At 71.3% G+C, this 25,715-nt stretch carries 22 protein-coding genes; 13 read left to right on the top strand and 9 right to left on the bottom strand.

Annotation, left to right across the window (positions count from 1 at the left end):
* Window positions 1-5 precede the first annotated feature (5 nt).
* The 7 genes from CXY76_RS07970 to CXY76_RS07940 all read left to right on the top strand — a co-directional run bounded on the left by CXY76_RS07970 (window position 6) and on the right by CXY76_RS07940 (window position 8,240).
* On the top strand, window positions 6-1,583 hold the full coding sequence (locus tag CXY76_RS07970) for a MoxR family ATPase (RefSeq protein WP_233199643.1): 1,578 nt from the start codon (window positions 6-8) through the stop codon (window positions 1,581-1,583).
* The gene (locus tag CXY76_RS07965) at window positions 1,580-2,326 is read left to right on the top strand and encodes a hypothetical protein (RefSeq protein WP_104163705.1); all 747 of its coding nucleotides are present in this window, start codon (window positions 1,580-1,582) and stop codon (window positions 2,324-2,326) included. Before CXY76_RS07970 ends, CXY76_RS07965 begins: the two co-directional genes overlap by 4 nt.
* Entirely contained in the window at window positions 2,323-4,311 is a 1,989-nt protein-coding gene (locus tag CXY76_RS07960; protein WP_199190231.1) for a VWA domain-containing protein, read from the top strand. Before CXY76_RS07965 ends, CXY76_RS07960 begins: the two co-directional genes overlap by 4 nt.
* Window positions 4,304-5,128: a phosphohydrolase gene (locus CXY76_RS07955; protein WP_104163704.1), complete on the top strand. Its 825-nt coding sequence runs from the start codon at window positions 4,304-4,306 to the stop codon at window positions 5,126-5,128. Before CXY76_RS07960 ends, CXY76_RS07955 begins: the two co-directional genes overlap by 8 nt.
* A complete protein-coding gene (locus tag CXY76_RS07950) occupies window positions 5,121-6,506 on the top strand; it encodes an AMP-binding protein (RefSeq protein ID WP_233199642.1) in 1,386 nt (461 codons plus the stop codon). Before CXY76_RS07955 ends, CXY76_RS07950 begins: the two co-directional genes overlap by 8 nt.
* A gap of 218 nt (window positions 6,507-6,724) precedes the next feature.
* Window positions 6,725-7,243 (top strand): DinB family protein, encoded by a 519-nt coding sequence (locus CXY76_RS07945; RefSeq protein WP_104163703.1) that lies wholly within the window; start codon window positions 6,725-6,727, stop codon window positions 7,241-7,243.
* A gap of 139 nt (window positions 7,244-7,382) precedes the next feature.
* The gene (locus CXY76_RS07940; protein ID WP_104163702.1) at window positions 7,383-8,240 is read left to right on the top strand and encodes a Cof-type HAD-IIB family hydrolase; all 858 of its coding nucleotides are present in this window, start codon (window positions 7,383-7,385) and stop codon (window positions 8,238-8,240) included.
* A 170-nt stretch (window positions 8,241-8,410) separates the two neighbouring features.
* Here CXY76_RS07940 and CXY76_RS07935 read toward each other — a convergent pair whose 3' ends face one another.
* Genes CXY76_RS07935 through CXY76_RS07915 form a run of 5 tightly spaced genes read right to left on the bottom strand, consistent with a single transcriptional unit; the run spans window position 8,411 to window position 13,165 of the window.
* Window positions 8,411-9,604, bottom strand: coding sequence for an acetyl-CoA acetyltransferase (locus CXY76_RS07935; RefSeq protein ID WP_104163701.1), 1,194 nt, complete (start codon window positions 9,602-9,604; stop codon window positions 8,411-8,413).
* Window positions 9,601-10,254, bottom strand: coding sequence for a 3-oxoacid CoA-transferase subunit B (locus CXY76_RS07930; protein WP_104163700.1), 654 nt, complete (start codon window positions 10,252-10,254; stop codon window positions 9,601-9,603). The genes CXY76_RS07935 and CXY76_RS07930 overlap by 4 nt, the downstream gene beginning before the upstream one ends.
* The gene (locus CXY76_RS07925; RefSeq protein ID WP_104163699.1) at window positions 10,251-10,976 is read right to left on the bottom strand and encodes a CoA transferase subunit A; all 726 of its coding nucleotides are present in this window, start codon (window positions 10,974-10,976) and stop codon (window positions 10,251-10,253) included. Before CXY76_RS07925 ends, CXY76_RS07930 begins: the two co-directional genes overlap by 4 nt.
* 48 nt (window positions 10,977-11,024) lie before the next feature.
* Entirely contained in the window at window positions 11,025-11,771 is a 747-nt protein-coding gene (locus tag CXY76_RS07920) for a 3-hydroxybutyrate dehydrogenase (protein WP_199190230.1), read from the bottom strand.
* The gene (locus CXY76_RS07915) at window positions 11,771-13,165 is read right to left on the bottom strand and encodes an MFS transporter (protein WP_104163698.1); all 1,395 of its coding nucleotides are present in this window, start codon (window positions 13,163-13,165) and stop codon (window positions 11,771-11,773) included. The genes CXY76_RS07920 and CXY76_RS07915 overlap by 1 nt, the downstream gene beginning before the upstream one ends.
* Window positions 13,166-13,317: 152 nt before the next feature.
* Here CXY76_RS07915 and CXY76_RS07910 point away from each other — a divergent pair, with 152 nt between their 5' ends.
* The 6 genes from CXY76_RS07910 (at window position 13,318) to CXY76_RS07885 (ending at window position 19,884) form a co-directional block, all read left to right on the top strand.
* A complete protein-coding gene (locus CXY76_RS07910; protein ID WP_233199641.1) occupies window positions 13,318-14,232 on the top strand; it encodes a LysR family transcriptional regulator in 915 nt (304 codons plus the stop codon).
* Complete coding sequence (locus tag CXY76_RS07905) at window positions 14,229-15,095, top strand: aminoglycoside phosphotransferase family protein (RefSeq protein ID WP_104163696.1); 867 nt, start codon at window positions 14,229-14,231, stop codon at window positions 15,093-15,095. Before CXY76_RS07910 ends, CXY76_RS07905 begins: the two co-directional genes overlap by 4 nt.
* Window positions 15,096-15,149: 54 nt before the next feature.
* Window positions 15,150-16,202, top strand: a complete 1,053-nt coding sequence (locus CXY76_RS07900; protein WP_199190229.1) for a DUF2092 domain-containing protein — start codon at window positions 15,150-15,152, stop codon at window positions 16,200-16,202.
* The gene (locus tag CXY76_RS07895) at window positions 16,199-17,296 is read left to right on the top strand and encodes an ABC transporter ATP-binding protein (protein ID WP_104163695.1); all 1,098 of its coding nucleotides are present in this window, start codon (window positions 16,199-16,201) and stop codon (window positions 17,294-17,296) included. Before CXY76_RS07900 ends, CXY76_RS07895 begins: the two co-directional genes overlap by 4 nt.
* Window positions 17,297-17,312: 16 nt before the next feature.
* Complete coding sequence (locus CXY76_RS07890; protein ID WP_104163773.1) at window positions 17,313-18,179, top strand: ABC transporter permease; 867 nt, start codon at window positions 17,313-17,315, stop codon at window positions 18,177-18,179.
* Window positions 18,180-18,453: 274 nt separating this feature from the next.
* The gene (locus tag CXY76_RS07885; protein WP_233199640.1) at window positions 18,454-19,884 is read left to right on the top strand and encodes a Mur ligase family protein; all 1,431 of its coding nucleotides are present in this window, start codon (window positions 18,454-18,456) and stop codon (window positions 19,882-19,884) included.
* A 50-nt stretch (window positions 19,885-19,934) separates the two neighbouring features.
* Here CXY76_RS07885 and hutI read toward each other — a convergent pair whose 3' ends face one another.
* The 4 genes from hutI to hutU all read right to left on the bottom strand — a co-directional run bounded on the left by hutI (window position 19,935) and on the right by hutU (window position 25,686).
* Window positions 19,935-21,134 (bottom strand): imidazolonepropionase, encoded by a 1,200-nt coding sequence (gene hutI, locus CXY76_RS07880; protein WP_104163694.1) that lies wholly within the window; start codon window positions 21,132-21,134, stop codon window positions 19,935-19,937.
* A gap of 148 nt (window positions 21,135-21,282) precedes the next feature.
* Entirely contained in the window at window positions 21,283-22,719 is a 1,437-nt protein-coding gene (locus CXY76_RS07875; RefSeq protein ID WP_233199639.1) for a formimidoylglutamate deiminase, read from the bottom strand.
* The gene (locus tag CXY76_RS07870; RefSeq protein WP_104163693.1) at window positions 22,716-23,924 is read right to left on the bottom strand and encodes an allantoate amidohydrolase; all 1,209 of its coding nucleotides are present in this window, start codon (window positions 23,922-23,924) and stop codon (window positions 22,716-22,718) included. Before CXY76_RS07870 ends, CXY76_RS07875 begins: the two co-directional genes overlap by 4 nt.
* The gene (gene hutU, locus CXY76_RS07865) at window positions 23,917-25,686 is read right to left on the bottom strand and encodes a urocanate hydratase (protein WP_104163692.1); all 1,770 of its coding nucleotides are present in this window, start codon (window positions 25,684-25,686) and stop codon (window positions 23,917-23,919) included. The genes CXY76_RS07870 and hutU overlap by 8 nt, the downstream gene beginning before the upstream one ends.
* Between the last annotated feature and the right edge of the window lie 29 nt (window positions 25,687-25,715).

Below are 25,715 nucleotides of genomic sequence, written 5' to 3'. Positions count from 1 at the left end.
AAACCATGGCGCTGGGGAATCGTTGGAACAAGGTATCCGAATCACCGACGCGCGCTAACGCCGCCATGCTGGCCGAGGAGCTGACCGCGGAGGACCTCTTCACCGAGGCGCCGGCGGTGGTGGACACGGCGCTGGATGAGAAGCTGCGTCAGGCCTACTTCTGGTTGGTGAACCGCGCGGTGATCTCGCCGTTCTACGACGTGGAATTCTCCACGGGCGCACCGGTCACGTTCGAACTCGGCGATGCCGGCGCCGAACTGCACCTGCCCACCGACCAGTCCTACTCCTCGAACGTTCTGCTGCCGCTGCTCACCTTCGCCGTGGGCGGCAAGTGCCTGCTCGTGGGCGGTCCCGGGCGCGGCAAGACCACCCTGGCGATCCTGATGGGTGTGCTGGCCGGGTCAAGTGCCCGCGAGGTGCGCCGCAACGTGCAGCAGGGCCAGCCGCAGGTGACGGTGAGCGACCTGGTCGGGATGCCGCTGCCGCGCGACCTCGTCACCGCCGGGAGCCTGGCCGAGATCGAGATCGCCTGGCGCAGCTGGCTCAGCCAGCCGGTGAAGATCATCGACGAGTACAACCGCATCCCCACCAAGACCCAGTCCGCGCTGCTCACGATGGTGGCCGAGGGCTACGTGGAGAGCCACGACCAGATGCACTCCACCGCGCCGGAATCCGGGGTGGAGAGCTGGTTCTTCACCGCCAACGACGACGCCGGCGGCGGCACCTTCCCGGTGATCCAGGCGCTCCGCGACCGGATGGACGTGACCGTCGCCGCGCAGGGCTTCAACAACCGGTTCTTCGACGAACTCGTCGCCAGGGTCGAGGCCGGCGAACGGCCAGAGGACCACCTGCCGCCCGAGCTCGTCTTCGACGCCGACGAACAGCGCCTGCTCGAGGCGGCCATCCGCGCCGTACCGCTGCCCGGCGCCGTGCGCCGCCAGCTGGAGTTCTTCGCCAGCCACTTCGAATTCGTGCAGCAGGGCGGCCGCCGGTTCGAGTACCGCACCAAGGACACCGTGCGCACCGGCGGCGGCGAGGTGGCCGAGGTGATCGAGGCCAACTCCGGCGCCGACCTGCAGGTCGACCTGGGCTCGCAGACCGCCAACAGCCTGTCGGTGCGGTCGCTGCAGACCCTCATCCGCTACGCCAAGGCGATGGCCTACTTTCGTGGCCGGCCCGTGGTGGGCCTCGACGACCTGGCCGCCGTGCTGCCGTTCGCGCTGCGCGGCAAACTGCTGCCCAACGAACTGCACCCCCGCTTCGACGTGGGCGCCGACCGGGAGCTGGCCACCGACTCGATCAGCTGGCTCGCCGACCTCTTCGCCGAGTCCCGACGTCAGTTCACCGCGCTCGGCCTCGGCGCCAACGACCCGATCAGCGACGCCCTCGACCTGTTCAACCGCGGCCTGGACGGTGTCACCTCCGCGCAGGCCGCGCAACGACTCACCGGAATTGAGTCGCTGATCAGCGGAATCGCCAAACAGGGCAAACTCTACGGCCGCCACTTCGACGACCTGCTCGCCCTCAAGTACCTGCACCAGCGCTACACGAACTACGTCAGCTGGCTGGGGTTCAGCGGGTGACCCAGCGCCCCCGGCACCTCGTGAACGAGTCGCTGGAGCTCACCGACGAGGCCCTGCCCGCGACCACGGTGGACCTCGCGCTCTCGGCGACCCGCATCCAGGAGCGGCACGGCTCCGCGGCCGGCGCCCGTTACCGCCACTTCATCGGCCGGGCGCTCGCGGCCCAGCCCTTCGCCGGCCGGGACGACCTGCTCACCCTCGCGGCGCTGGCCGCCTGGCGAAGCGGCGCCCTCGCGTTTCGCACGGATGCGCTGCGCCGCCTCGACCTGGCCCTGGCCGGCGGCAGCACCCCACTGAGCGCCGTCGCGGCGGCACTCGGCTTGGGTGAGGGCGGTGTCGCCCCGTTCGCCCAGCTGCAGCGGGACTCTCGGTTCGGTTGGCCGGGCCTGCACGCCCCCGGCGAACTCCTGGCCGTGATCGGCGGCTTCCGCGGCCTGTACGGTCCGTGGCTGGCACCGCCGGTGGCGGCGCTGGCCGGTGAGCGGCCGGGCACGTTCCTCATCCGCACCGGTACTGCCGCTTCCGCCGAGGACTGGCTGCTCACCGCGGATGTCTTCGGGCACACCCTGGTGCGGCTCGCGGTCGACGAGACCGAGCATGGTTCTGTCGCCGCTGAGGCCGAGACCCGCTGGTCTGCGGCGGGCGACACCGCGCCGGGCCTCGCCGAGGCGGGCGTGGCCGGCGCGGTGCTGACCGTGCGCGCCTACACGGCACAGCTGTGGACACCGGAGGCCGCCCGGTGACCCCGTTCGGGAACCGCCGCCACCAGCTCACCCCCGAGCAGCGCACGGCCTGGCAGAGCGCCCAGACGCTCTGGGGCGTCGAGCTGCACGACCCCGAGCTGGCGCCGCACGCCAAGGCACCGTCGTTCGCCTGGTTCACCTTCCCGCCCCAGGTGAGCTTCGACCTGCCCCTGGCCGACCGGCTGGGAGTCGGTGGCTTTCTGGAGAGCATCTTCGCGCACGAGATCGGCCACCACGCCCTCTCGCCGTCGACCCGGCTGACGAGCCTGAAAATCCAGCACCAGATCGCGCGGGCACTGGCGGCCACCGACGCCACCCGCATCCCGAACGTGCAGGACGAGGTGCACAGGCTCTCGAACCTGTGGTCGGACATGCTCATCAATGTGCGCGTGGCCGAGGCGCAGCGCCGCCGGGATGGCCCGGCCGCGCCGCCCGAAATGGTGCGGATGTGGACGGTCCTGGGCGGCAACGGCAGCGGCGACACGCTGTGGTGGGTGGTTCTGCGCGCCTACGAGGTGCTCTGGGGTCTCGCAGCCGGCTCGCTCTGCCCGGCCGAGCCGCCCGCCGCGCCGGTCGACCCGACCGAGGAGAAGCGTCGTCGTCTTGAGGCGTCCTCGACGGCGCAGTACCGGAAGACCGTGCTCGAGAACATGCGGGCCACCCAGAGCAAGCAGAAGGTCGCCGAGCGGGAACAGGACTTCCTCGCGCAGGACGCCGCCGCCGAGGTGCAGCGCGAGTTCGACGCCCTGGCGCTCACCAACCCACGCCTGGACGCCGGACTGCTGGCCGAGACCGTGCGCACCTTCGGCGACGACCCCGTGAGCGGTGCGCTGCGGTTCGGGATGCTTCTGGCGCCGTACTTGGTGGGTCAGGAGGACATGCCCAAGCCCGGGGCACCATCCGGGCTCTGCGACGGTGAGACCGGTGCGGGCCCCGCGACCGCCGGTGAACTCGTCGCCGTGCTGGGGGATGCCCGGCTGCAGGAGGACCCGGAACATCCGGCGGTGGCCAAGGCCCGTGGCCTGGTGGCACCGTCCTCGACCGCCCCGGGGATGTCGGACCCGCCGGGCACCTCGATGGGCTCGCCCACGATATCCACCGGGCAGGGTTATGGCTTGGCCAAAACGCTCGAGCTGTACCGCGCCAGCGCCGCCAACGACGTGACCGCCGCCTGGTACCAGACCCGGGCGCGACACTTTGTGCGCCCGCTGCTGCAGAGGGCCACGACAGCGCCGCCGGCCGGCACCGAGATCCCCGGACCGCTGGAATCGTGGGAGCTGGGCGACGATCTGGCCGACATCGACTGGGCGGCGTCGATGGCGCGGAGCCCCACCATCGTGCCCGGGGTGACGACGCGCCGCCGCGAGTACCTGCCTGATGTGCCGCCGGTCGCGTCGGTGAGCCTGGACCTCGACCTCTACATCGACTCCTCGGGGTCGATGGTGAGCCCGGTGCGCGAATCCCCGGCCGTCCTGGCCGGCACCATTCTCATCCTCTCGGTGTTGCGTGGCGGCGGCCGGGTGCGGGTGACCTCGTTCTCGGCGGCAGGGCAGGTCGCCGGCGGCCACAGGTTCACCCGCGACCGTCTCGAGGCGCTGCGCGACCTCACCTTCTACTTCGGCGGCGGCACCGTTTTTCCCCTCGACCTGTACGGCAGCCGATACAGCGGGCTCGGGCGCACCAGCTCGAGCGTGCGCCGACACGTGGTGGTGCTCTCCGACGAGGGCCTGCTATCAATGTTCGGCGCGGGGCAGCCGCAATACGCCGACGTTGCCGCGCGGGTGCGCCGGGGTCTCGACACGGCCACCCTGATCCTGCAGGATCCGCGCCGCTCCATCACGACGCCCGCCGCCGCGGCCGGATACGACGTGGAGTACATCGAGCGGATGGACGACGCCCCGGCCGCCTGCGCCCGGCTCGCCCGGCGACTGACGGAGAGCGAGCCGAGCCATGTCACCCGAACACCAGGAGGATTCCGTGGCTGAGGGACCCGTGCCGTTCTGGCGCCGGCTGACCAACTCGGCCGGGCTCAGGGACCCGGACCGTAACGAGACGGCGACGAACGCCACGCCGTTCTCTCCGCCCGTCGACCGGGTGTCCCGGCCCGCGGCCGCGCCGGAGCCGGCCGAGACGAAGGTCGTCGACTCCGAGGCGCTTCTCGATATCTGGTTCGCCCGCGAGCAAGACGACGTCATCGTCTGGCGCTCCTGCCTGCCCGGCGCGAGTGCCGCCGAAATCGCCACCAGGCTGTCCCTGGTTCCGGCCGCATTCCTCGCCGACGATGTGGATGTTCTGCAGCTCGCCGAGAATATTCTCGAAATAGAATACGGCGCATCCGGCACGACTCCGCCGGACCGCCGGAGGCAGGAGGTGCTCCGGATCGCGGACCAGGTGCGCGCCACCGGGTCGGCCGCCGCCCGCCGAGGCGCCGCTCTGGTGCTGTGGCTCTGGGCCAGCGACGACCTGAACGGTCCGCTATCCGTGCCGCTGAGCCCGGTGTACTACGGCCGGGCCATCGCCGCGCTCTCGTTTCGGTTGGCGGCGGTCGTCGACCCGGCCGAGTGGGTGCGCACCGCCGACCGGCGCGACGAAGCGGCCCGAACCTTCCTGCTCTGGTCCGGCCACCTGCCGGCCGGTGAGGACGAGGCCACCGCCAGGTCGATCCTTGCCATGCGCGACTCCCTGGAGCAGAACACGGCGCTGGCCCAGACCATGGCCGAGCAGGAACACCGGCTCCAGGTGACCAAGCGTCTGCAGGAGGCCCGGGCCCGCGAGGCCGCCGCCCGGTACTCGAATGAGTGACCGGCCCGTGCCGGCCGCTCTGCTGCCCGACCCGGACGACCCACTGGCGCTGGCCGAATACGCGCCGGGCGGGGCCGTCGCGCTCACCGACGCCGAACGGTGGCCCACCCTCGACGCGGCCGGCGCCGCGCGGCTCGACGGGGTGGCCCGGCATCCGCTCGCCCCGGCCTGGGTGCACCGCACCGGGGACCGGCTCAGCGCGGACGGCATCGCGCGGGCTCAGGCCCCGTTGCCCGTTGATGGCTGGCTGGCCGAACACCTCGCCACCGCCCGCAAGCTGCCCGCGTACCGCCGGGTCGCAGCCACGCTCGGCGATTTGCCCAGCTGGCCCACCGTGACCCGGGAGGACCTGCTGGACGACGTCTCGGCCTTCGTGCCGTTGGATGCCGACCTGGATCGGATGATCGAGGGCTCGAGCTCCGGCACCACCGGGCGGGCGCTGCAGATCCCCGATGACGTCGAGGAGGTCGCCCGCAGCTTTCACCTTTTGGTGAAACTGTTGGCCGACCAGGGTGTTCAGTGGCGGCCCGACCCCGGCCGGATGGCGCTGGCGTACGTGGTGCACCAGCGCCAGGCCTTCACCTACACCTCGTCGATCAGCAGTTTCGGTCAGGCGACGATGGCCAGGCTGAACCTGCACCCGTCGCAGTGGCCGGCCACCGGGCAACGCACCGGGTTTCTGCTGGCGCAACAGCCGCAGGTGATCACCGGCAACCCCACCAGCCTGGCGGAGCTGCTGCACCCCGACCTGGTGGCGGGTCTGCGGCCGCTCGCGCTGTTCAGCGGCGCCATGGCGCTGAGTCTCGGCCTGCGCCGCGACCTCGAGCGGGCCTACGGCTGCCCGGTGATCGACGTCTACGGGTTGCACGAGACCCGGCCGATTGCCGCCAGCGCCGACGGGGGACCGTTCGTGATCCTGGACCGGCGGGTGCACGTGGAGGTCCTTGACGCGGCCGGTGGTCCGGTGCCGCCGGGCCAGCGGGGCGAGATCGTGGTGACCGCGGGGGAGAACCCGCTGCTTCCGCTGGTGCGGTACCGCACTGGGGACTTCGGCCGGCTGGTCGACGTGGCCGGCCGGCCCGCGCTGGCCGACCTGGAGGGGCGGGAGGCCACCCGGTTCCTGGCGCTGGACGGCAGCCTGGTGCCCAGCGTGGATCTCACCCAGCAGTTGCAGGCCGGCGGGGCCCGCGGCTGGGCCGTGCGGCAGGGCGTCGACGGCAGCGTGACCGCCACGGTGGTGGGCGGTGATGCCGCACAGATCGGTGCGGCGCTCGGGCGGCTGCTGGGGCAGCCGGTGACGGTGGCAGCGGTGCCGACCCTGCTCGACCTCGGCGAGGGCAAACCGCGCCGCTACGAGTCGGCGGCGCCGGGCACCTAGCCCACCGTGCTCGGCTGGGCCGCGCCGGCCTCCCTGCTCGGGGCAACTGTGCCCCGTTCGGACAAATGGTCCCGGTGCGCCGGGACCAATTGTCCGTTTCGGGACCAGTTACCAGCGGGTGGCGGACTGCGGCGGGACCGCCGGGGTTGGCAGGAGATGCCCGAGGATTGGCAGTCGTCTTCCACCGCCCGGACGGGGCGGCTCCCTAGGCTGTGTGCATGCCGATCACCCCCGACACCAAAGACTGGACCTGGGTGCTCGAGCGCCCCTGCCCCGAGTGCGGATACTCCGCCGCCGAGCTCCACTACGACGACGTACCCGCCCTCGTGCGCCGGAACGCGGCCGCCTGGGCGCCCGTGCTCGACCGGGCGGATGTGGCGGTGCGGCCAGACGACACCACCTGGTCGGCGCTGGAATACGCGGCCCACGTGCGCGACGTGTTCCGCATCTTCGACCTGCGGCTGGGCCTGATCCGCACCGAGGACGACCCGCTCTTCGCGAACTGGGACCAGGACGCCACCGCGGTGGCCGAGCGCTACAACGAGCAGGATCCGCGGGTCGTGGCGGCGGAACTGGCCGCGGCCGCGGCATCCGTCGCCGACGCCTTCGCGGCTGTGCCGCCCGCCGACCGGCAGCGCACCGGCCGCCGCAGCGACGGCGCGAGGTTCACCGTGACCACGCTGGCCCAGTACTTCCTCCACGACCCGACGCACCACCTGCACGACGTCGCGGGCTGACCCGGCCGGGCGGCCTGCAGAGATGATCCGGTCTCGTGGGCACAGCGGCACCCGGTAGCGTCGAGGCATACGTATTAACCCTTAGGTGGTCTCCAAGGCGTATTTCCGTTCCGAAAGACCGCCTCGTTTGGAGCACCACATGATTTCCCCGCGCATCGCGTTCCTCGACGTGGACGGCACCCTCATCGACTCGAGCGAAGTTGTCGCTCCGTCCACCATCGAGGCGGTGCGCACCGCCCGGGCGAACGGTCACCTGGTCTACCTCAGCACCGGGCGGGCCTCGGTGGAGATCTACCCCGCGATCCGGGACATCGGCTTCGACGGCGCCATCAGCGCCGGCGGCGGGTTCGCCGAGATCGGCGATGAACTCGTGATCTCCCGCACCATGCCCGAGGATGCGGTGGCCCGGATGGTCGGCTTCTATGAGGAGTCAGGGTATGACTTCTACCTGCAGGCCTTCGACGAGCTGTTCCCGAGCCCCGGTGTCCGAGGGCGGTTCGCGACCTACCTGCAGGACGACCAGGAGCGCAGGGGCGAGGTGCGCACCGATCTGGAAGCCGTCACCGACGCCGACGAACACCCCGCGCTGAAGGCCTTCGCGAACGTGCGCCCGCTCAGCTACACGGGCATCGCGAAGTCGGTGTTCCTCGCCGCCGACCTCATGGCATACGACCGGGTGTCCGAAGCGCTCAGCGGAGACTTCCACGTGATCACCGGCACCGTGCCGCACATGGGCAAGGGCAGCGGCGAGGTCACCCTCGACGGGGTGAACAAGGGCACGACGGTCCTGCAGCTGCTCGACCTGCTCGGCCTCGATGCGGCATCCGCGATCGGCATCGGCGACAGCACCAACGACATCGAGATGCTGCAGGTCTGCGGCGTCGGCATCGCCATGGGCAACGCCACCGACGTGGTCAAGGCGCACGCCGACGAGGTCACGACCAGCGTGGTCGACGACGGTGTCTGGAATGCGTTCCGCCGCCACGGCCTGATCTGAGTCGCTGCAGCACGCAGAATGGCGCGACAGTCGCAACCACTTCGCTGATCGAGCTTGTCGAGATCCGGTGACGATGTCTCCGTTCAGAGATCGTCTCGCGGGGTCTACTTCGACAAGCTCAGCACGGCATCGACAAGCTCGACCAACGATCGGGGCGTTTCTGGGGTTGGTCAGACGGCCTCGAGGACGCTGACGTAGTTGGCCACACCCACGCCGCCCATGTTCTGCACCAGGGCGCGGCGGGCGCCGGGCAGCTGCATGTCGCCGGCGGTGCCAGTGAGCTGCATGGCCGAGACCACGTGCTGGGACACCCCGGTGGCGCCCACCGGATGCCCCTTGGCCTTGAGCCCACCGGACAGGTTGACCGGCAGCAGACCGTCCGGCTGCACCCAGCCCTCCTCGATGGCCCGGCGGCCCTGGCCCACCGGCGCAAGTCCCATGGCCTCATAGAGCACCAGCTCGGCGATGGTGAAGCAGTCGTGGAGTTCGGCGAAGTCCACCTCGGCCAACCCCACTCCCGCCATGGCCAGCGCCCGCTCGAACGAGACCCGGGTGGCCGCGAAGGCGGTAGGGTCGCGCCGGGCGGCCGGCAGGAAATCGTTGGCCTGGCCGAACCCGGCCAGACGCACCGGGTCGGTGGCCGCGCCGGACCCGCGGCGGGCATCCGTGCTGAGGATCACCGCGGCGGCGCCGTCGGAGACCGGGGAGCAGTCGGTGCGGCGCAGCTGCCCGGCCACGATCGGGTTCTTCTCCGACACGGTCTGGCAGAACTCCTCGCCGAGGTCCTTCCGCAGCTGCGCGTAGGGGTTGGCCACGCCGTTGCGGTGGTTCTTGGCGGCGATGGAGCCGAGCACGTCGCCGATCGCCCCGTACCGGTCGGCGTAGGCGTCGGCGACGACGGCGAACAGGCCGGCGAAACCCGTGGTCGACGGGGTTCCGGCCAGGTCGTAGTCGGCCCCGAGCAGCGCCGAGCCGACCTGCTCGGCCGGCGCGTGCGTCATCTTCTCGGCACCGATCACGAGCACGGTCTTGGCGGTGCCGGCCAGCAGCGACTTCACGCCCTGCTGGAGCGCCGCGGAACCGGACGCGCAGGCATTCTCCACCCGGGTGGCGGGCACATTGGCCAGCACCGGGTCGGCCTGCAGCGCGAGCGACGACGGGAACGCCAGCGGAACCAGTGCCGAGTTGAACTGGCCCAGGTAGATCTCGTCGATCTCGGCGGCATCGATGCCGGCGTTCTGAATGGCCTCGCGGGTCACCTGCACAATGAGGGACTCGAGGGTGTCGTCGGTGAGCTTGCCGAACCGGCTGTGCCCCCAGCCGGTGAGCAGCACATCGGTGCGGAAGCGGTCAGCGAGGCTCATGCGACGTCCTTCGTCGCTACGGCCACCGTGAACGCGGCGTCGGTGCAGTCGCGCAGTTGCGCCACGGTGACGCCGGGGGCGAGACGGACGAGCTGCAGCCCGGCATCGGTGACATCGAAGACGGCGAGGTCGGAGATGATGCGGTCGACCACCCCCACACCGGTGAGCGGCAGGGTGCACTCGGTGACGATCTTGGCGGAGCCGTCGCGGGCGACGTGCTCGGTGAGCACCACCACCCGCGGGGTACCGGCGACGAGGTCCATCGCGCCGCCCATGCCCTTGACCATCTTGCCGGGGATGGTCCAGTTGGCCAGGTCGCCGGAGCCGGAGACCTGCATGGCGCCGAGGATCGCCACCTTGACGTGGCCGCCGCGGATCATGCCGAACGAGGTGGCCGAGTCGAACACCGACCCGCCCGGCAGCACCGTCACGGTCTGCTTGCCGGCGTTGATCAGGTCGGCGTCCTCCTCGCCCTCGAACGGGAACGGCCCCATGCCCAGCAGCCCGTTCTCGCTCTGCAGGGTGACGCTGACGCCATCCGGCAGGTTGTTGGCGACCAGGGTGGGGATGCCGATCCCGAGGTTGACGTAATCGCCGTCCTCCAGCTCGGCGGCCGCGATCGCGGCCATCTCGTCACGGGTCCAGGTCATCGGAGTACTCCTTCGGTCACGGCCGCGCGCTGGCGCACCGTGCGCTGCTCGATCGGCTTTTCGCGGGCCGTGGCCGGCACCAGGCGTTGCACGTACACGCCGGGGGTGACCACGTGGTTGGGGTCGAGCTCGCCCGCCAGCACGATGTGCTCGGCCTCGACGATGGTGACCCGGCCGGCGGTGGCGACCACCGGGTTGAAGTTGCGGGCGGTGTAACGGTAGGTAAGGTTGCCGGCGGTGTCTGCGGTGTGCGCGCGCACCAGGGCGACATCGGCGACGATGGCGCGTTCCTGCACGTAGCGCTGCCCGTCGAACTCGGCGTGTGGTTTGCCGTCGGCCACGAGGGTGCCCACCCCGGTCTTGGTGTAGAACGCGGGAATGCCGGACCCGCCGGCCCGCAGCCGCTCGGCGAGGGTGCCCTGGGGGCTGAACTCCACCTCGAGGCGGCCATCGAGCAGCTGCTCGGCGAAGAGCCTGTTCTCACCCACGTAGGAGGCGATCACCTTCCGCACCTGGCCGGCCTCGAGCAGCAGGCCCAGGCCCTTGCCGTCGACGCCCATGTTGTTCGACACGACGGTGAGGCCGGTGACGCCGGAGTCGCGAACGGCCTCGATCAGGTCGGCGGGGATGCCGCTGAGGCCGAAGCCGCCGACCGCGAGCACGCAGCCGTCGGTGAGGGTGCCGGCCAGGGCTTCGGCGGCGCTGAGGTGCAGTGTGGTCATCGGATTCTCCTTGCGTGATCGGGGTGGGGGATGGCGGGGCCAGGCCGCTCAGGCGGTCCAGCCGCCATCCATCACGTACGACGAGCCGGTGACCATGGCCGCGTCGCGGGAGGCCAGGAAGGCCACCAGGGCGGCGACCTCGTCGGGTTCGACGAGCCGCTTGATCGCGTTCTTGGCCAGGATCACCTCGTGCATCACCTCGTCGGCCGGGATGCCGTGCGCTTCGGCCTGCGCCGCGATCTGGCTCTCGAGCAGGGGAGTGCGCACGTAGCCGGGATTCACGCAGTTGCTGGTCACCCCGTGGTCGCCGCCCTCGAGCGCGGTCACCTTGGACAGGCCCTCCAGGCCGTGCTTGGCCGTGACGTACGCCGACTTGAACGGCGACGCGCGCAGCCCGTGCACCGACGAGACGTTGATGATGCGGCCGTGCCCCGTGGCGTACATGTGCGGCAAGGCGGCCCGGATCAGCAGGAACGGCACCTCGAGCATGAGGGTGAGCATCCGCCGGAACTCGGCGGGGTCGAAGGCCTCGATCGGGCTGATGGCCTGGTAACCGGCGTTGTTGACCAGGATGTCGGCGGACAGGGTCAGCGTTTCGAGTGCGGCGGTGTCGAGCAGGTCGACGGCCCAGGCCTCGCCGCGCACCTCCCCGGCCACGCGCTCGGCGGCTTCGGCGTCGCGGTCGGCGATGATCACGTGCGCGCCCTGGGCGGCCAGGGCCGCCGCGCAGGCGGCCCCGATACCGCCCGCGCCGCCGGTGATGAGCGCCGTCTGGCCGGAGAGGTCGCTGATCATCAGAGGCTGCCGGCCGGGGTCAGCCCGTGCTTCTGGGCATCCACCTTGTCGATCTCGCGGAGCGAGATGCCGCGGGTCTCCTTGAGCGTCACGACGGCAACCAGGGTGACCGCGCAGGCGGCGGCCACATAGAAGGCCACCGGAAGCCAGGAGTCGTATTCCTTCAGCAGCGCCGTCGCGATGATCGGGGCCAGCGAGCCGGCCAGGATCGAGGTGACCTGGTAGCCGAGGGAGACGCCGGAGTAACGCATGCGGGTCGGGAACATCTCGGCCATGATCGCGGGCTGGCCGGCGTACATCAGGGCGTGGAAGCAGAGCCCGATGGTGATGGACAGCACGATCAGCGCCGGGTTCTGGGTGTCGAACATGGGGAAGGCGAAGAACGCCCAGGTGGAGCCGAGCAGGGCGCCGGCGAGGTAGACGGGCTTGCGGCCGACGCGGTCGGACAGCCGACCGACCTGCGGGATCACCAGGAAGTGCACGACGTGGGCGATCAGCAGTGCCAGCAACAAGCTGCTGGTGTTGTACTCGTGCACGGTGACCAGATAGACGATCGAGAAGCTCACGATGATGTAGTACAGGATGTTCTCGGCGAAACGCAGGCCCATGGCACCGAGGATGCCCTTCGGGTACTTGCGCACCACTTCGAGCACACCGTAGTTGGCGGCCTTGTCGGCCTCGACCTGGGCGCGGGCCTCGAGGAAGATCGGAGCCTCGCTGACGTGCGTGCGGATGTAGTAGCCGACCACGACGATGATGGCGGACAGCCAGAACGCCACGCGCCAGCCCCAGCTGAGGAACTGGTCGGCGGGCAGGACCCACGACATAGTCAGCAGCACGAGGGTCGCGAGCAGGTTGCCCACCGGCACGGCCGACTGGGGCCAGCTGGACCAGAAACCGCGGGACTGGTTGGGGCTGTGCTCGGCCACGAGCAGAACCGCACCGCCCCATTCGCCGCCGACGGCGAAGCCCTGGATGAACCGCAGCGCCACCAGAAGGGCCGGCGCCCAGTAACCGATGCTGTCGAAGCCGGGCAGGCAGCCCATCAGGAAGGTGGCGACGCCGACCAGGATGATGGTGACCTGCAGGGTGTGCTTGCGGCCGAGCCTGTCGCCGATCTGGCCGAAGACGATGCCGCCCAGCGGCCGGGCGATGAAGCCCACCGCGTAGGTGAGGAACGCGGCGATGATGCCGTCCAGCTGGCTGCCCGCATTGGGGAAGAAGACCGTGGCGAAGACCAGGCTCGCGGCGGTGGCGTAGAGGAAGAACTCGTACCATTCGACGACGGTGCCGACCATGGAGGCCGCGACGATCTTCTTCAGGCCGGAGGTTTCACCGGGAGGTTGAGTGGGGGCGGGGCCGCTGGCGGCTTCGGTACGCGAGTTCGCGCTCATGGTGATCTCCTTGAGTATCGGCATTGACACTGGGTGGGGGAAAGATGTGCCGTTCTGCGCGTAAAGGCTGGGAACGGCTCCCCTGAGTATTCCGGCCCGCCGATGCTGCGGCAATGACCACTTCACCACTCCGGATGTGCATAATTGCAGATATGACCGATTCTCGCGTTGTCACCCCGGCCAATCCCGACGATCTGCTGGTGCTGCTGGCCGTCGCGAGGACCGGCCGCTTCACCACCGCCGCCGAATCACTCGGCCTTAACCACACCACAATCTCCCGGCGCATCGCCGCCCTGGAGACGGCGCTGGCCGGCCGGGTGCTCTCCCGCACGGCGGGCGGCTGGGAGCTCACCGACCTCGGCACCCGGGCGGTACGGGCGGCCGAGAACGTGGAGGCCGCCCTGGACCTGCTGAGCGGGCAGGCCGACGGCCGGGAGCTCACCGGGGTGGTGCGGCTGAGCGCGACGGATGGCTTCAGCGCATTCATCGCCGCCCCGGCGGTCGCCGAGCTGCAGCGCACGCATCCGCTACTGCGGGTGGAGATCGTCACGGTGACCCGGCAGGCGCTGCAGCACCGCTCCGGTCTCGACATCGAGGTGGTGGTCGGCCGGCCCCAGGCGCACCGGGCCGAGGCCTTCGAACTCGGCCGGTACACGCTGGGCATGTACGCGTCCCGGGACTACCTGGCTCACAACGGCACGCCGGCCAGCATGGCTGCGCTGGCCGAGCATCCGCTGGTCTACTTCGTCGACTCGATGCTGCAGGTGGACGACCTGGATGCGCCCCGCCGGCGGGTGCCCACCATGCGCGGGGCGCTGAGCTCGACGAATGTGTTCGTGCAGATCGAGGCCACCCGGGTGGGCGGCGGGATCGGCTTGCTGCCCTGCTTCATGGCCGACCGGCACGACGACCTCGTGCGGGTGCTGCCGGCGGAGTTCGCCGAGGAGCTGCCGTATTGGATGGTGCTGCGGCCTGAGGCGCAACGCCAGCCGGTGATCGCGGCGGTGGTGGACGCGCTGCGGGCGCAAATGGTGACGGTGGCGCCGGCGCTCCGCGGTCAGGGATGAGTGTGGAGGAGCCCTCGATTCGGATGCGCCGGTGGCTGGCCGCGTGGGGCGTGACACCCAGCGGGCCGGGGCTGAGAACGCCGTCGAGTGAGCTGCTGCCCGGCACGTGTCAGGGGCTGCCGGTGATGCTGAAGATCGCGCTGGTCGAGGAGGAAGTCCGTGGCGCGGCACTGCTCCAGTGGTGGGGCGGCCGCGGTGCCGCGCGTGTTCTCGTCCGTGAAGAACACGCCACGCTGATGGAGCGGGCCACGGGCACGCGAGAGCTGGCGGCGCTGGCCGCCTCCGGGCAGGATGCGACCGCCACCGACATCCTCGTGCGCACCACGCTGGCACTGCACGACCATCCGGCACCCACCATCCGGGACGGTGTGCAGCTTGTTTCCCTCCGCGACTGGTTCCGCGACCTGCTGGCAACGGACTCCGACGATCCACTCCTTCAGCGCGCGGCCGCATTAGCCGACCGCCTGCTGTCCGGCACGTCGACCCAAGACATCGTGGTGCTGCACGGCGACATCCATCACGGCAACGTGCTCGACTTCGGCGACCGCTGGGCCGCCATCGACCCGAAAGCCCTGCTCGGACACCGCGCCTTCGAGTTCGCCAACATCCTCTGCAACCCCACTGAGACGGCCGCGCTCGACAACCTCCCTGTGCGGCTGCACACCATCAGCCGCCAGGCGAGCATCGCCCCGGTGATGCTCGCGGAGTGGACCATCGCCTGGTGCGGCCTGTCTCTGGCCTGGACGCAGGGTGATGCCACGCCCACCTGGCACGCCCGAACCGCCCGGGCGGTGGCGGAACTCCTGTGGGAAAGCCTGAACGCCGGCAAAATATCGAGTGGAACTTTCAGCATCGAAGCGTAATGTCGGGCATACGCATTGCGCAGTTCTATGTGGTCACACTGGAGGTTGCTCGTCATGTCCCGAACCTGGCTGAAGTGGATGCCCGCCGTCGCGGTTCCCGCCGTGATCGTCGCCGGGGTCCTCGCGGTTCCCCTGCAGGCCGGCGCGGCCGTCGACCTGCCGGACAAGACCCCGCAGGAGGTGCTCGAACTTGCCGCCGGCAGCACCGTCGACACCCTCTCCGGCACCCTCGAGCAGACCTCGGAGCTCGGACTGCCCGAGATCCCCAGCACCGGGGACGCCGCCACCGCCGAATTCGCCGACGCCCTCGACCTGCTCACCGGCAGCCACACCGTGCGGGTCTACCAGAACGGCCCCGACCAGAGCCGGGTGCAGGTGCAGGACACCATGTCCGAGCGCAACCTGATTCGGAACGGCTCGGACCTGTGGCTCTACGACTCCGCCGACAACACCGCCGCGCACACGACCCTGCCCGCCGACACGGCTGACCAGGCCGCGCCGGGTTACACGCCGAGCGAACTGGCCGAGACGTTCCTCGCCGAGGTGACGCCGAGCACCGACGTAACCCTGGGCGAGAACACCCAGGTGGCCGGCCGCGCCGCGTACGAGCTCGTGCTCACCCCGAACACCGACGACACCCTGGTGGGATCGGTCTCGATCGCGGTCGACTCCGAGACCGGGTTGCCGCTGCGCGTGCAGGTCGAGGCGCGGGATGCCGCCGAGCCCGCGGTCAGCGTGGCCTTCACCTCCCTGAGCCTGGACGCCCCGCCCGCCGACCTGTTCGCCTTCACCCCGCCGGCCGGCGCCACCGTCACCGAGGAGACCCTGCCCACCAAGGACCACGCCGGTCACCCCGAGGGCGAGCCCAGCGGTGTCACTGTTCTCGGCACTGGCTGGGACGCCGTCGTGGTGATGCCGGCCGGCGCGGATGCCGCGGCCCTGGCCGAACTCACCGCCTCACCCCTGTACAGCCAGCTCACCGACGCCGTTGACGGCGGCCGGGCCCTGAGCACCACCCTCATGAGCGTGCTGATCACCGACGACGGCCGGATCTTCGCCGGTTCCGTCCCTGTGGAGCGGCTGCAGGACGCCGCAGCCCAGGAGTGACACCGGCGACCCGGGCCGGCGACCTGGCCATCGAGACCCGGGCTCTCACCAAGCGGTTCGGCCGCCAGATCGCCGTCGACGCCATCGACCTCGCCGTGCCGATGGGTTCGGTGTTCGGCTTCCTCGGCCCCAACGGGTCGGGCAAGACCACCAGCATCCGGGTGATGCTCGGCCTCGCCGCGGCCACCAGCGGCGAGGTGAGTCTGCTCGGCGAGTCGATGCCGGGCCGCCTCGCCCGGGTGCTGCCGCAAGTGGGCGCCCTGGTGGAGGGCCCCGCGTTCTACCCGTTCCTCTCCGGCGCCGCCAACCTTCGCCGGTTCGACTCCGCCGACCGCGCCGCCCCCGGCCGCAGCCGCCGGACCCGGGTGGACCGCGCGCTCGAGCGGGTGGGCCTGTCGAACGCGGCGGGCAAGAAGGTGTCGGCCTATTCGTTGGGAATGAAGCAGCGCCTGGGCATCGCGAACGCCCTGCTGATGCCGCGCCGACTCCTCGTGCTCGACGAACCGACCAACGGGCTCGACCCTCAGGGCACCCGCGAGGTGCGCGCCCTGGTGCGGTCGCTGGCCGGCGAGGGCACCACGGTCTTCGTCTCCAGCCACCTGCTCGCCGAGGTGGAGCACATGTGCACCCACGCGGCCATCATGAGCGCCGGGCGCCTGGTGGCCCAGGGCACCCTCGACGAGCTGCGCGCCGGTGAGTCCCGGGTGCGGGTGCGCACCCCGGATGCCGCGGCGGCCATCCGGGTGCTGGCCGACGCCGGCCTGGTGGCCGAGCTGGAGACCGCGCCGGACGACCGCGGCGCCGAGAGTTTCACCGCCGCCGAGGGCTCCCCGGGCGTTGACGGTTCCTCCGGGTGGTCATCCGGCCGGTCCGCCGACCACTGGGTGAGCGCCCCCATCGAGTTGCCCCGCAGCGGACGAGTTGCCCCGGTAGAGCGGGGCACCTCGTCCGCAGGTGGGCAACTCGCGGAGGAGGACCTCGTCGCGGCGCTCGTCGCCGGCGGGGTGCGGGTGCGGGGATTCCACCTGCAGGACACCAGCCTCGAGGACCGCTTCGTGGCTCTCACCGGAGAGGGGTTCGACGTTGTCCGATAGAACGGTGTCCGAGAGCGTGTCCGCGGCATCCCCGGCGGCGGCGCCGGCCGAGACGGCCCCGCCCGGCGGCGCCTGGGCGCTGCTGGTCTCCGAGCTCACCGTGCTCTTCCGCCGCCGCCGCACCTGGGCGCTGCTGCTCGCGCTGGCCGCGGTACCGGTGCTCATCGCCGTCGCCGTTCGGCTCTCGTCGCAGGAGCCGACCCCGGGCCGCGGCCCGCCGTTTCTCGACCAGGTCACCCAGAACGGCCTGTTCGTCGCCGTGACCGGCCTGATCGTGTCGATCCCGCTGTTCCTGCCGCTCACCGTGGGGGTCGTGGCGGGCGACACCATCGCGGGCGAGGCCGGACTGGGCACCCTGCGCTACCTGCTCGCGGCCCCGGCCGGACGGGTCTGGCTGCTCGTGGTGAAGTACATCGGCGCGGCCGTGTTCTGCCTCGCGGCCACGCTCGCTGTCGTCACCGCCGGGGTGCTCGCCGGGCTGGCGTTCTTCCCGGTGGGCCCGCTGACCCTGCTCTCCGGAGACACCATCAGCCTGTCCGAGTCATTCCTGCGTGCCCTGCTCATAGCCGGCTACGTCACGGTCTCACTGCTGGGCCTCTCGGCCATCGGGCTGTTCTTCTCCACCCTCACCGTGGTGCCCGTCGGAGCGATGGCCGCCACCATCGTGCTCTCGGTGGTGGCGCAGGTGCTCGACTCGCTGCCGCAACTGGACTGGCTGCATCCGTGGCTGTTCAGCCACTACTGGCTCGACTTCGCCGACCTGCTGCGCCAACCGATCGATTTCACGTCGTTCGGCGCCAATGCGCTGCTGCAGGGCGGCTATCTGCTGGTCTTCGGGGCGCTCGCCTACGGCCGATTCGTCACCAAGGACATCCTGAGCTGAGGCCCCGCCGGGCGCTCCGGGCGACCCGACAGCACCGCTTTCTATGCAATTGACATGAGTGTGCCGGAACGGGCCGGTATCGGAGGTCCCTTGCAGAACGGGAGCCTACGGTAATATTCTGCCCTCATTCGGGGGGGTGAATCCGGAGGCATTTGTTTTGGCAATCGAAAGTACCCCACCCGTCGTCAGGCCGAGCAACCCACCGCGGGTTCGCCTGGAGGACGTCGCCGGTCGGGCTGACACGTCGTGCGCTCCGTCTGACGCGGGCACGATCGTGACGGGCATCGCCCTCTCCACCCAGTCGGTGCAGCCGGGTGACCTTTTCGTGGCCCTGCCCGGCAAGAACGGCCACGGCGCCACGTACACCGACGGCGCTGTGCAGGCCGGCGCGGCGGCCGTTCTCACGGACGCTGACGGTGAGGCCGCGGCCCGTGCCGCCGGCGTGCCCGTTCTCGTGAGCGACAACCTGCGCGGCCGGCTGGGCGAGCTCAGCGCTTTCATCTACGGCACCGCCGACAGCGCCCCCACCATCTTCGGCATCACCGGAACCAACGGCAAGACGACCACCGCCTACGTGCTCGAAGCCGTACTGCGCCAGATGGGCCTGGTCACCGGCCTGTCCACCACGGCCGAACGCCACATCGCCGGCGAGGTCTTCATCTCCAGGCTCACCACCCCCGAGGCCACCGACGTGCACGCGCTCCTCGCCCGCATGAAGGAACAGCAGGTGGAGGCCGTGGTGCTCGAGGTCAGCGCCCAGGGCCTCACCCACGGCAGGGTCGACGGCATCGTCTTCGACGTCGCCGGCTTCACCAACCTCTCCATCGACCACCTCGACGACTACGGCACCATGGAGAACTACTTCGACGCCAAGGAGCTTCTGTTCCGGCCGGACCGTTCCCGCACCGGTGTGGTGAGCATGGAGACCACCTGGGGCCAGAAGCTGCTGTCCGAGCCGAAGATCCCGGTGTCCTCGATCTCGGCGGATGCCGCATCCGACCCGGACTGGCGCCTGGAGATCCTCGAGGCGCTGCCGGAGGCCACCCGCTTCCGGGTGCAGAACCGGGCCGGCGAGTCCGTCGAAACGACGGTCGCACTGCTGGGCGACCACCTGGTGGCCGATGCCGGGCTGGCCGTCGCGATGATCGTCGAGGCCGGCTACTCCGCCGCCCGGGTGCAGGCCGCGCTGCAGGACGGCATCGAGGTGTACATCCCCGGCCGCACCGAGAGCGTCTCCGGACCGACCGGCCCGCGCGTCTACGTGGACTTCGGCCACAGCTCCGACGCGTTCGAGAAGACGCTGCGGGCGGTCAAGGCCGTCACCCCCGGCCGGGTCATCATGCTCTTCGGCGCCGACGGCGACCGGGACCCGGTCAAGCGGCCCGAAATGGCGCGCGTCGCGGCCGCCGGCTCCGACATCGTGGTCATCACCGACCACCACCCCCGCTTCGAAGACCCGGCCAGTATCCGCCGGATGCTCGTGGACGCCGCCAGGGAGGCCTTCCCCGCCAAGCAGATCGTGGAGGTCTCCCCGCCGGAGGCCGCGATCGACTACGCGGTGGACCTCGCCAGGGAGGGCGACGCCATCCTCTGGGCCGGACCGGGACACCAGGACTACCGCGACATCCGGGGCGTGCGCACGCCGTACTCCGCGCGCGAGCTGGCCCGCGAGGCCCTCGCCCGGCACGGTTGGCCGGTCTCCTAGCCCGCGACCCCTCCCGCGAACTGTGAGTTAAGCACCAGAATCTTGCGGTTTTAGGTGCTTAAGTCACGGTTCGCGGGGGGCTGGGCGCGCACACCCTCTGTCCAGGTGGCGACGCAGAGCGGCACGCCCGGCCGGTAGGCCAGATGCGCCACCGACGGGGCGTCGAGCACCTGCAGATCGGCCCGGCCGCCGACCCGCAGTGAGCCCACGGCATCCGGCCCGTGCTCACGGCCGACCGCTCGCGCCGCGCCGCGCGTGGCCGCCCAGACCGCCTCGCGCACGGTCAGGCCCATCTGCAACACAGCCGTGGCCACGCAGAACGGTATCGACGTGGTGTACGAGGTGCCCGGGTTGCAGTTGCTGGCCAGCGCGATGTGCGCGCCGGCGTCGAGCAGCCGGCGGGCCGGCGGGAACGGCTCCCGGGTGGACAGGTCGCAGGCCGGCAGCAGGGTGGCCACGGTGTCGGAGCCGGCGAGGGCGTCGATGTCGGCGTCGGCGAGGTGGTTGCAGTGGTCGACGCTGGCGCAGCCCAGCTCCACGGCGAGGCGCACACCGCCGCCCGCGCCGAGCTGGTTGCCGTGCAGGCGCAACCCGAGCCCGGCGGCCCGGCCGGCCAGCAGCACCTCCCGGCACTCGTCCACGTCGAACGCCCCGGTCTCGCAGAAGGCGTCGATGAAGTCGACGTGCGGGGCCACGGCCTGAAGCATCGGGCCGGTCACCAGATCGAGATAGTCGCGCCGGTCGATGCCCGGTGGCACCAGATGGGCGCCGAGGAAGGTGACCACATCGGCGACCTCGGCCGCCGCCCGGGCGCTGCGGAGCTCGCTGGCCAGGTCGAGGCCGTAGCCGGTCTTGGTCTCCAGGAATGTGGTGCCCTGGGCCTCGGCCTCCCGGCGGAGGCGGCGGGCGTTGGCGACGAGGTCGGCCTCGCTCGCGGCCCGGGTGGCCGCCATCGTGATGGCTATGCCGCCGGCGGCATATTTCTGCCCGGCCATGCGCGCTTCGAACTCGGCGGCCCGGTCGCCGGCGAAGACCAGGTGGGTGTGGGTGTCGACCCAGCCGGGCAGCACCGCCCGACCGTGCACATCCACGGAGCTGTCGGCGGCGGGCGCCTCGGTGGCCGGCCCGATCCAGGCGATGCGGCCGTTCTCGATCACGAGCGCCGCATCCCGCAGCCTGTCGTCGTCGTGGCTGGATTCGGCGGCTTGGGTGGTGAGCTCGGCGATCCCGGTGATCAGTTCGGCGGTCATCGTGGGGCCTTCCAGTCGGGGAGGAAAACGGGGCGAGTCGGGTGGGGCGAAGCGTGAGCCGATGCAACTGTTCCCGTTCCGGACAAGTGTGCCCGGTGCGCCGGGCACAAATGTCCGCACGGGGAACAGTAGACCTGCGCCCGGGCGGTCATTCGGGACTCGGGGCTTCGGGGGAGCGGCCGGTGTCGAGGGTGTCGAGCGCGTCCCGGAGGAGCCCGGCCGGCGAGCCAGGGGGTGCGAGGGCGGCCGCGGCGGTGCCCACCAGGCGGCCGCTGTCGGCGACGATGCGGCCGGCCACGATCACCCGCCGCACGTCACTCGCCGTGGCGGCGAGCACCAGCTGGTCGGGCCGGGCCCCGAGAGTGCGGATGCTGTGCGCATCGACCTCGACGAGGTCCGCCGGGTCACCCGGCACCAGGCGCGCCCGCCCGAGGCCGAGCGCCGCGTAGCCGTCGGTTCCGGCGGCGTACAGCAGCTCCGCCGGGGTGAACCGGCCACGGGACCCGGAGGCCAGACGTTCGCCCATCTCCAGGCCGCGCATCTCCAGGAACGGGTCGACGACGGCGTTCTGGTCGGAGCCCAGGGCGATCGGGGAGCCCGCGGCGGCCAGCTCCCGGGCGCGGCCGATGCCGTCGCCGAGGTCGGCCTCGGTGCTGGGGCACATCACCACCGTGACGCCGGTGCTGCCGAGCAGGCTCAGGTCGTCGTCGCTGAGGTGGGTGGCGTGCACGACGCTCAACCGCGGGGTGAGTGCGCCCAGGCCGTTCAACAGGCCCGTGGGCGTGACGCCGTGGGCCGCCAGGCAGTCGGCGTTCTCCTGCGGCTGTTCGGAGAGATGGATGTGCAGTGGCACCTGGGTCGGCAGCCCGGCGAGGATCTCGCGCATGGCATCGCGCGGCACCGCCCGCACCGAGTGCAGCGCGGCGCCGAGGGTGACCAGGGCCGGTTCGGCCGGCCGGGCGGCGGCATCCGCTGCGAGGGTTTCGTGCAGGTTCGCCCACCGGGCCAGCCAGCCCGCCGCGGAGCCGTCGCTGAAGGCGCGCTGCTCGGGCCGCACCGGGGTGTTGATGCCGCCGGCCAGGTAGCTGGTGTCCAGCAGCACCAGGCGGATGCCCACCTCGCGGGCCGCCGTCGCCAGGGCGAGCTCCATGGCGTGCGCGTGTGGGTACGGGGTGCCATCGGGCTGGTGGTGCAGGTAGTGGAATTCACCGACGGCGGTGTAGCCGCTGACCAGCATCTCGGCGAAGACGGCCCGGGCCAGGTACAGGTAGCGCTCGGGGGTGAGAGTATGCGCCACGGCGTACATGGACTCCCGCCAGCGCCAGAAGTCGCCGCCCTGGTCGTGGGTGCGGCCGCGGAGCGCCCGGTGAAAGGCGTGCGAGTGGGCGTTGGCCAGGCCGGGCAGCACAGTGCCGAGGCGGATGTCGCCGGGCTCGGCCGGCACCTTGTCGGCGCGGGCCGTGAGGCGGCCGTCGACGCCCGCCGTGAGGCGCACGCCGGGGATCGTGACGCCGTCGACCAGCAGCGACTCGCACCAGTAGGTGGCCAGAGCCGGCTGCGCGGGGCCCGCCTGGGCCGTGGTCACAGCAGCTCCCGCAGCAGGGTGTCGAGGGCCTCGATGCCGGCCAGGCAGTCCGCCAGGGTGGCGAACTCCTCGGGGGAGTGCGAGATGCCGGTGGGGTTGCGCACGAACAGCATCGCGGTGGGCACCCGGGCGGCGAGCACCCCGGCGTCGTGGCCGGCGCCCGTGGCCAGCGCGGGCACGCCGCCGAGCGCGACGGCCAGGCGGGCGGCCAGCTCCGGGTCGAAGGTGACGGTGCCGGTCCAGGACTCTTCGACCACGGTCGCGGCGCAGCCGGAGTGCGGGTCCGGCAGCCGGGCGGCGATGTCGGCGACCACGGCACGGGCCTGGTCGTCGGTGTCCGCGCGCGCGTCCAGCCAGGCGGTCACCGAAGAGGGGATCACGTTGGTGCCGCCGGGCACGGCCTCGATGCGGCCGATCGTGGCGCGGGCGCCCGGGCTGGCCAGGGCCGCCTGCTGCACGGCCACGATCGCGTGCGCCGCGGCGACCATCGGGTCACGGCGGCCGATCATCGGGGTGGCGCCGGCATGGTTGCCCTGGCCGGTGAAACTCAGCCGCCAGCGGCCGTGCGCGAGGATCGAGGAGGCGACCGCGAGGGGCTCGCCCAGGTCGATCAGACCCCGGCCCTGCTCCACATGCAATTCGAGGAATATACCGATGCGGTCGAGGGCGGCCTGGTCGCGGCCCAGGTGGGCGGGGTTGAGTCCGGCGGTCGCCGCGGCCTCGGCGAGGCTGATGCCGGCCCGGTCGGTGAGTCCGCGGGCCACATCGGCGTCGATCGCGCCGGAGAACAGCCGGGAGCCCAGGCAGGCCACCCCGAATCTCGAGCCCTCCTCCTCGGCGAAGACCAGCACGGCGCACGGCCGGGTGGGCGCGAAGCCGGCGGCCTGCAACCGGGCGACGGCCTCGAGGGCGGAAACCACACCGAGGGGGCCGTCGTAGGCGCCGCCGCCGGGCACCGAGTCCAGGTGGCTGCCGATCACCACGGCGCCGGGACCCGGCGCGCCCCACCAGGCCCAGGTGTTCCCGTTGCGGTCTACCTCGACGTCCAGGCTCAGCCGCTCGGCACGCTCGGTGAACCAGGCTCGCAGTTCGTGTTCGGCCGGCTCCCACAGGTGCCGGGAGTAGCCGCCGGCGCGCCGGTCCCGGCCGGTGCCGGCGATCTCGTCGAGGCCGGCCAGTAGGCCGTGCGCGACGGCGTCAGGCATCCGGAGATCCGGTGCGGGCATCCGTCGCGGATGCATCGTTCGGAGTGGCCGCATCCGTCTCCCACATCGGCACCCGCAGGCCGCGTGCGCGGGCCACCTCTTCGGCGCGCTCGTAGCCGGCGTCGACGTGGCGCATCACCCCGGTGCCCGGGTCGTTGGTGAGCACCCGTTCGATCTTCTCGGCGGCCAGCGGGGTGCCGTCGGCCACGATCACCTGGCCGGCGTGGAGGCTGCGGCCGATGCCGACCCCGCCACCGTGGTGGATCGAGACCCAGGTGGCGCCGGACGCGGTGTTCAGCAGGGCGTTGAGCAACGGCCAGTCCGCGATGGCGTCGGAGCCGTCCTTCATGGCCTCCGTCTCGCGGTACGGCGAGGCGACCGAGCCGGAATCGAGGTGGTCGCGGCCGATCACGATCGGGGCGGAGAGTTCGCCGGAGGCGACCATCTGATTGAACTTGAGGCCGGCCAGGTGGCGTTCCTGGTAGCCGAGCCAGCAGATGCGGGCGGGCAGGCCCTCGAAGCGCACCTTCTCGCCGGCGGCGGTGATCCAGCGGCGCAGGTGTTCGTCGTGCGGAAACAGCTCGACGATGGCCCTGTCGGTGGCCGCGATGTCGGCCGGGTCGCCGGAGAGCGCGGCCCAGCGGAACGGGCCCTTGCCCTCGGCGAAGAGCGGCCGGATGTAGGCGGGCACGAAGCCGGGGAACTCGAACGCGCGGGCGCAGCCGCCGAGCAGCGCCTCGGCGCGAATGGAGTTGCCGTAGTCGAAGACCTCGGCGCCGGCATCCTGGAAATCGACCATGGCCTGCACCTGCTTGGCCATCGCCGCGCGGGCCCGGTCGGTGAACTCCTCCGGCTGCGCGGCCGCATAGTCGTGCCAGTCGGCGACGCTGACACCCTCGGGCAGGTAGGCGAGAGGGTCGTGCGCACTGGTCTGGTCGGTGACGATATCGATGGGCACCTCGCGGGCGTGCAGCTCGGCGAAGACCGTGGCGGCGTTGCCGACCAGGCCCACCGAGAGCGGCCGGCGGTCGGCCTTGGCGGCGAGGACCCGGGTGATGGCGTCGTCGATGTCGTCGGTCATCTCGTCGAGGTAGCCGTGCGTCACCCGGCGCTGAAGCCGTGACGGGTCGACGTCGACGATGAGCACCACGCCCTCGTTGAGGGTGACCGCCATCGGCTGGGCGCCGCCCATGCCGCCGGCGCCGCCGGTGAGGGTGAGGGTGCCGGCCAGGGTTCCCCCGAACCTCTTCGCAGCGACGGCGGCGAAGGTCTCGTAGGTGCCCTGCAGGATGCCCTGGGTGCCGATGTAGATCCAGGATCCGGCGGTCATCTGGCCGTACATGGTGAGGCCCAGGGCCTCGAGTCTGCGGAACTCCGGCCAGGTGGCCCAGTCGCCGACGAGGTTGGAGTTGGCGATCAGCACCCGGGGTGCCCACTCGTGGGTGCGGAACACGCCCACCGGTTTGCCGGACTGCACGAGCAGGGTCTCGTCCTTCTCCAGCGTGGTGAGCGTGCGCACGATCGCGTCGTACGCCGCCCAGTTGCGGGCGGCCTTGCCGGTGCCGCCGTAGACCACGAGTTTCTCCGGGTGCTCGGCGACCTCGGGGTCGAGGTTGTTCATCAGCATCCGCAGCGGACCCTCGGTCTGCCAGCTCTTGGCAGTGAGGGTGCTGCCGCGGGCGGCCCGCACGACGCGCGGGGCGTGCGGGTCGGCGGGTGGCGCATCCGTGGCTGGAGCAGCGGTGTCGGTCAGGTCGGTCATGAGCGGGTCTGCTTTCTCGAGAGCTGAGC

It is taken from the genome of Cryobacterium sp. N22 (genome assembly GCF_002929555.1).
Taxonomy (GTDB): domain Bacteria; phylum Actinomycetota; class Actinomycetes; order Actinomycetales; family Microbacteriaceae; genus Cryobacterium.
Note: the sequence above shows the minus strand (reverse complement) of the source record. Positions and strands in the feature narration are given on the sequence as shown.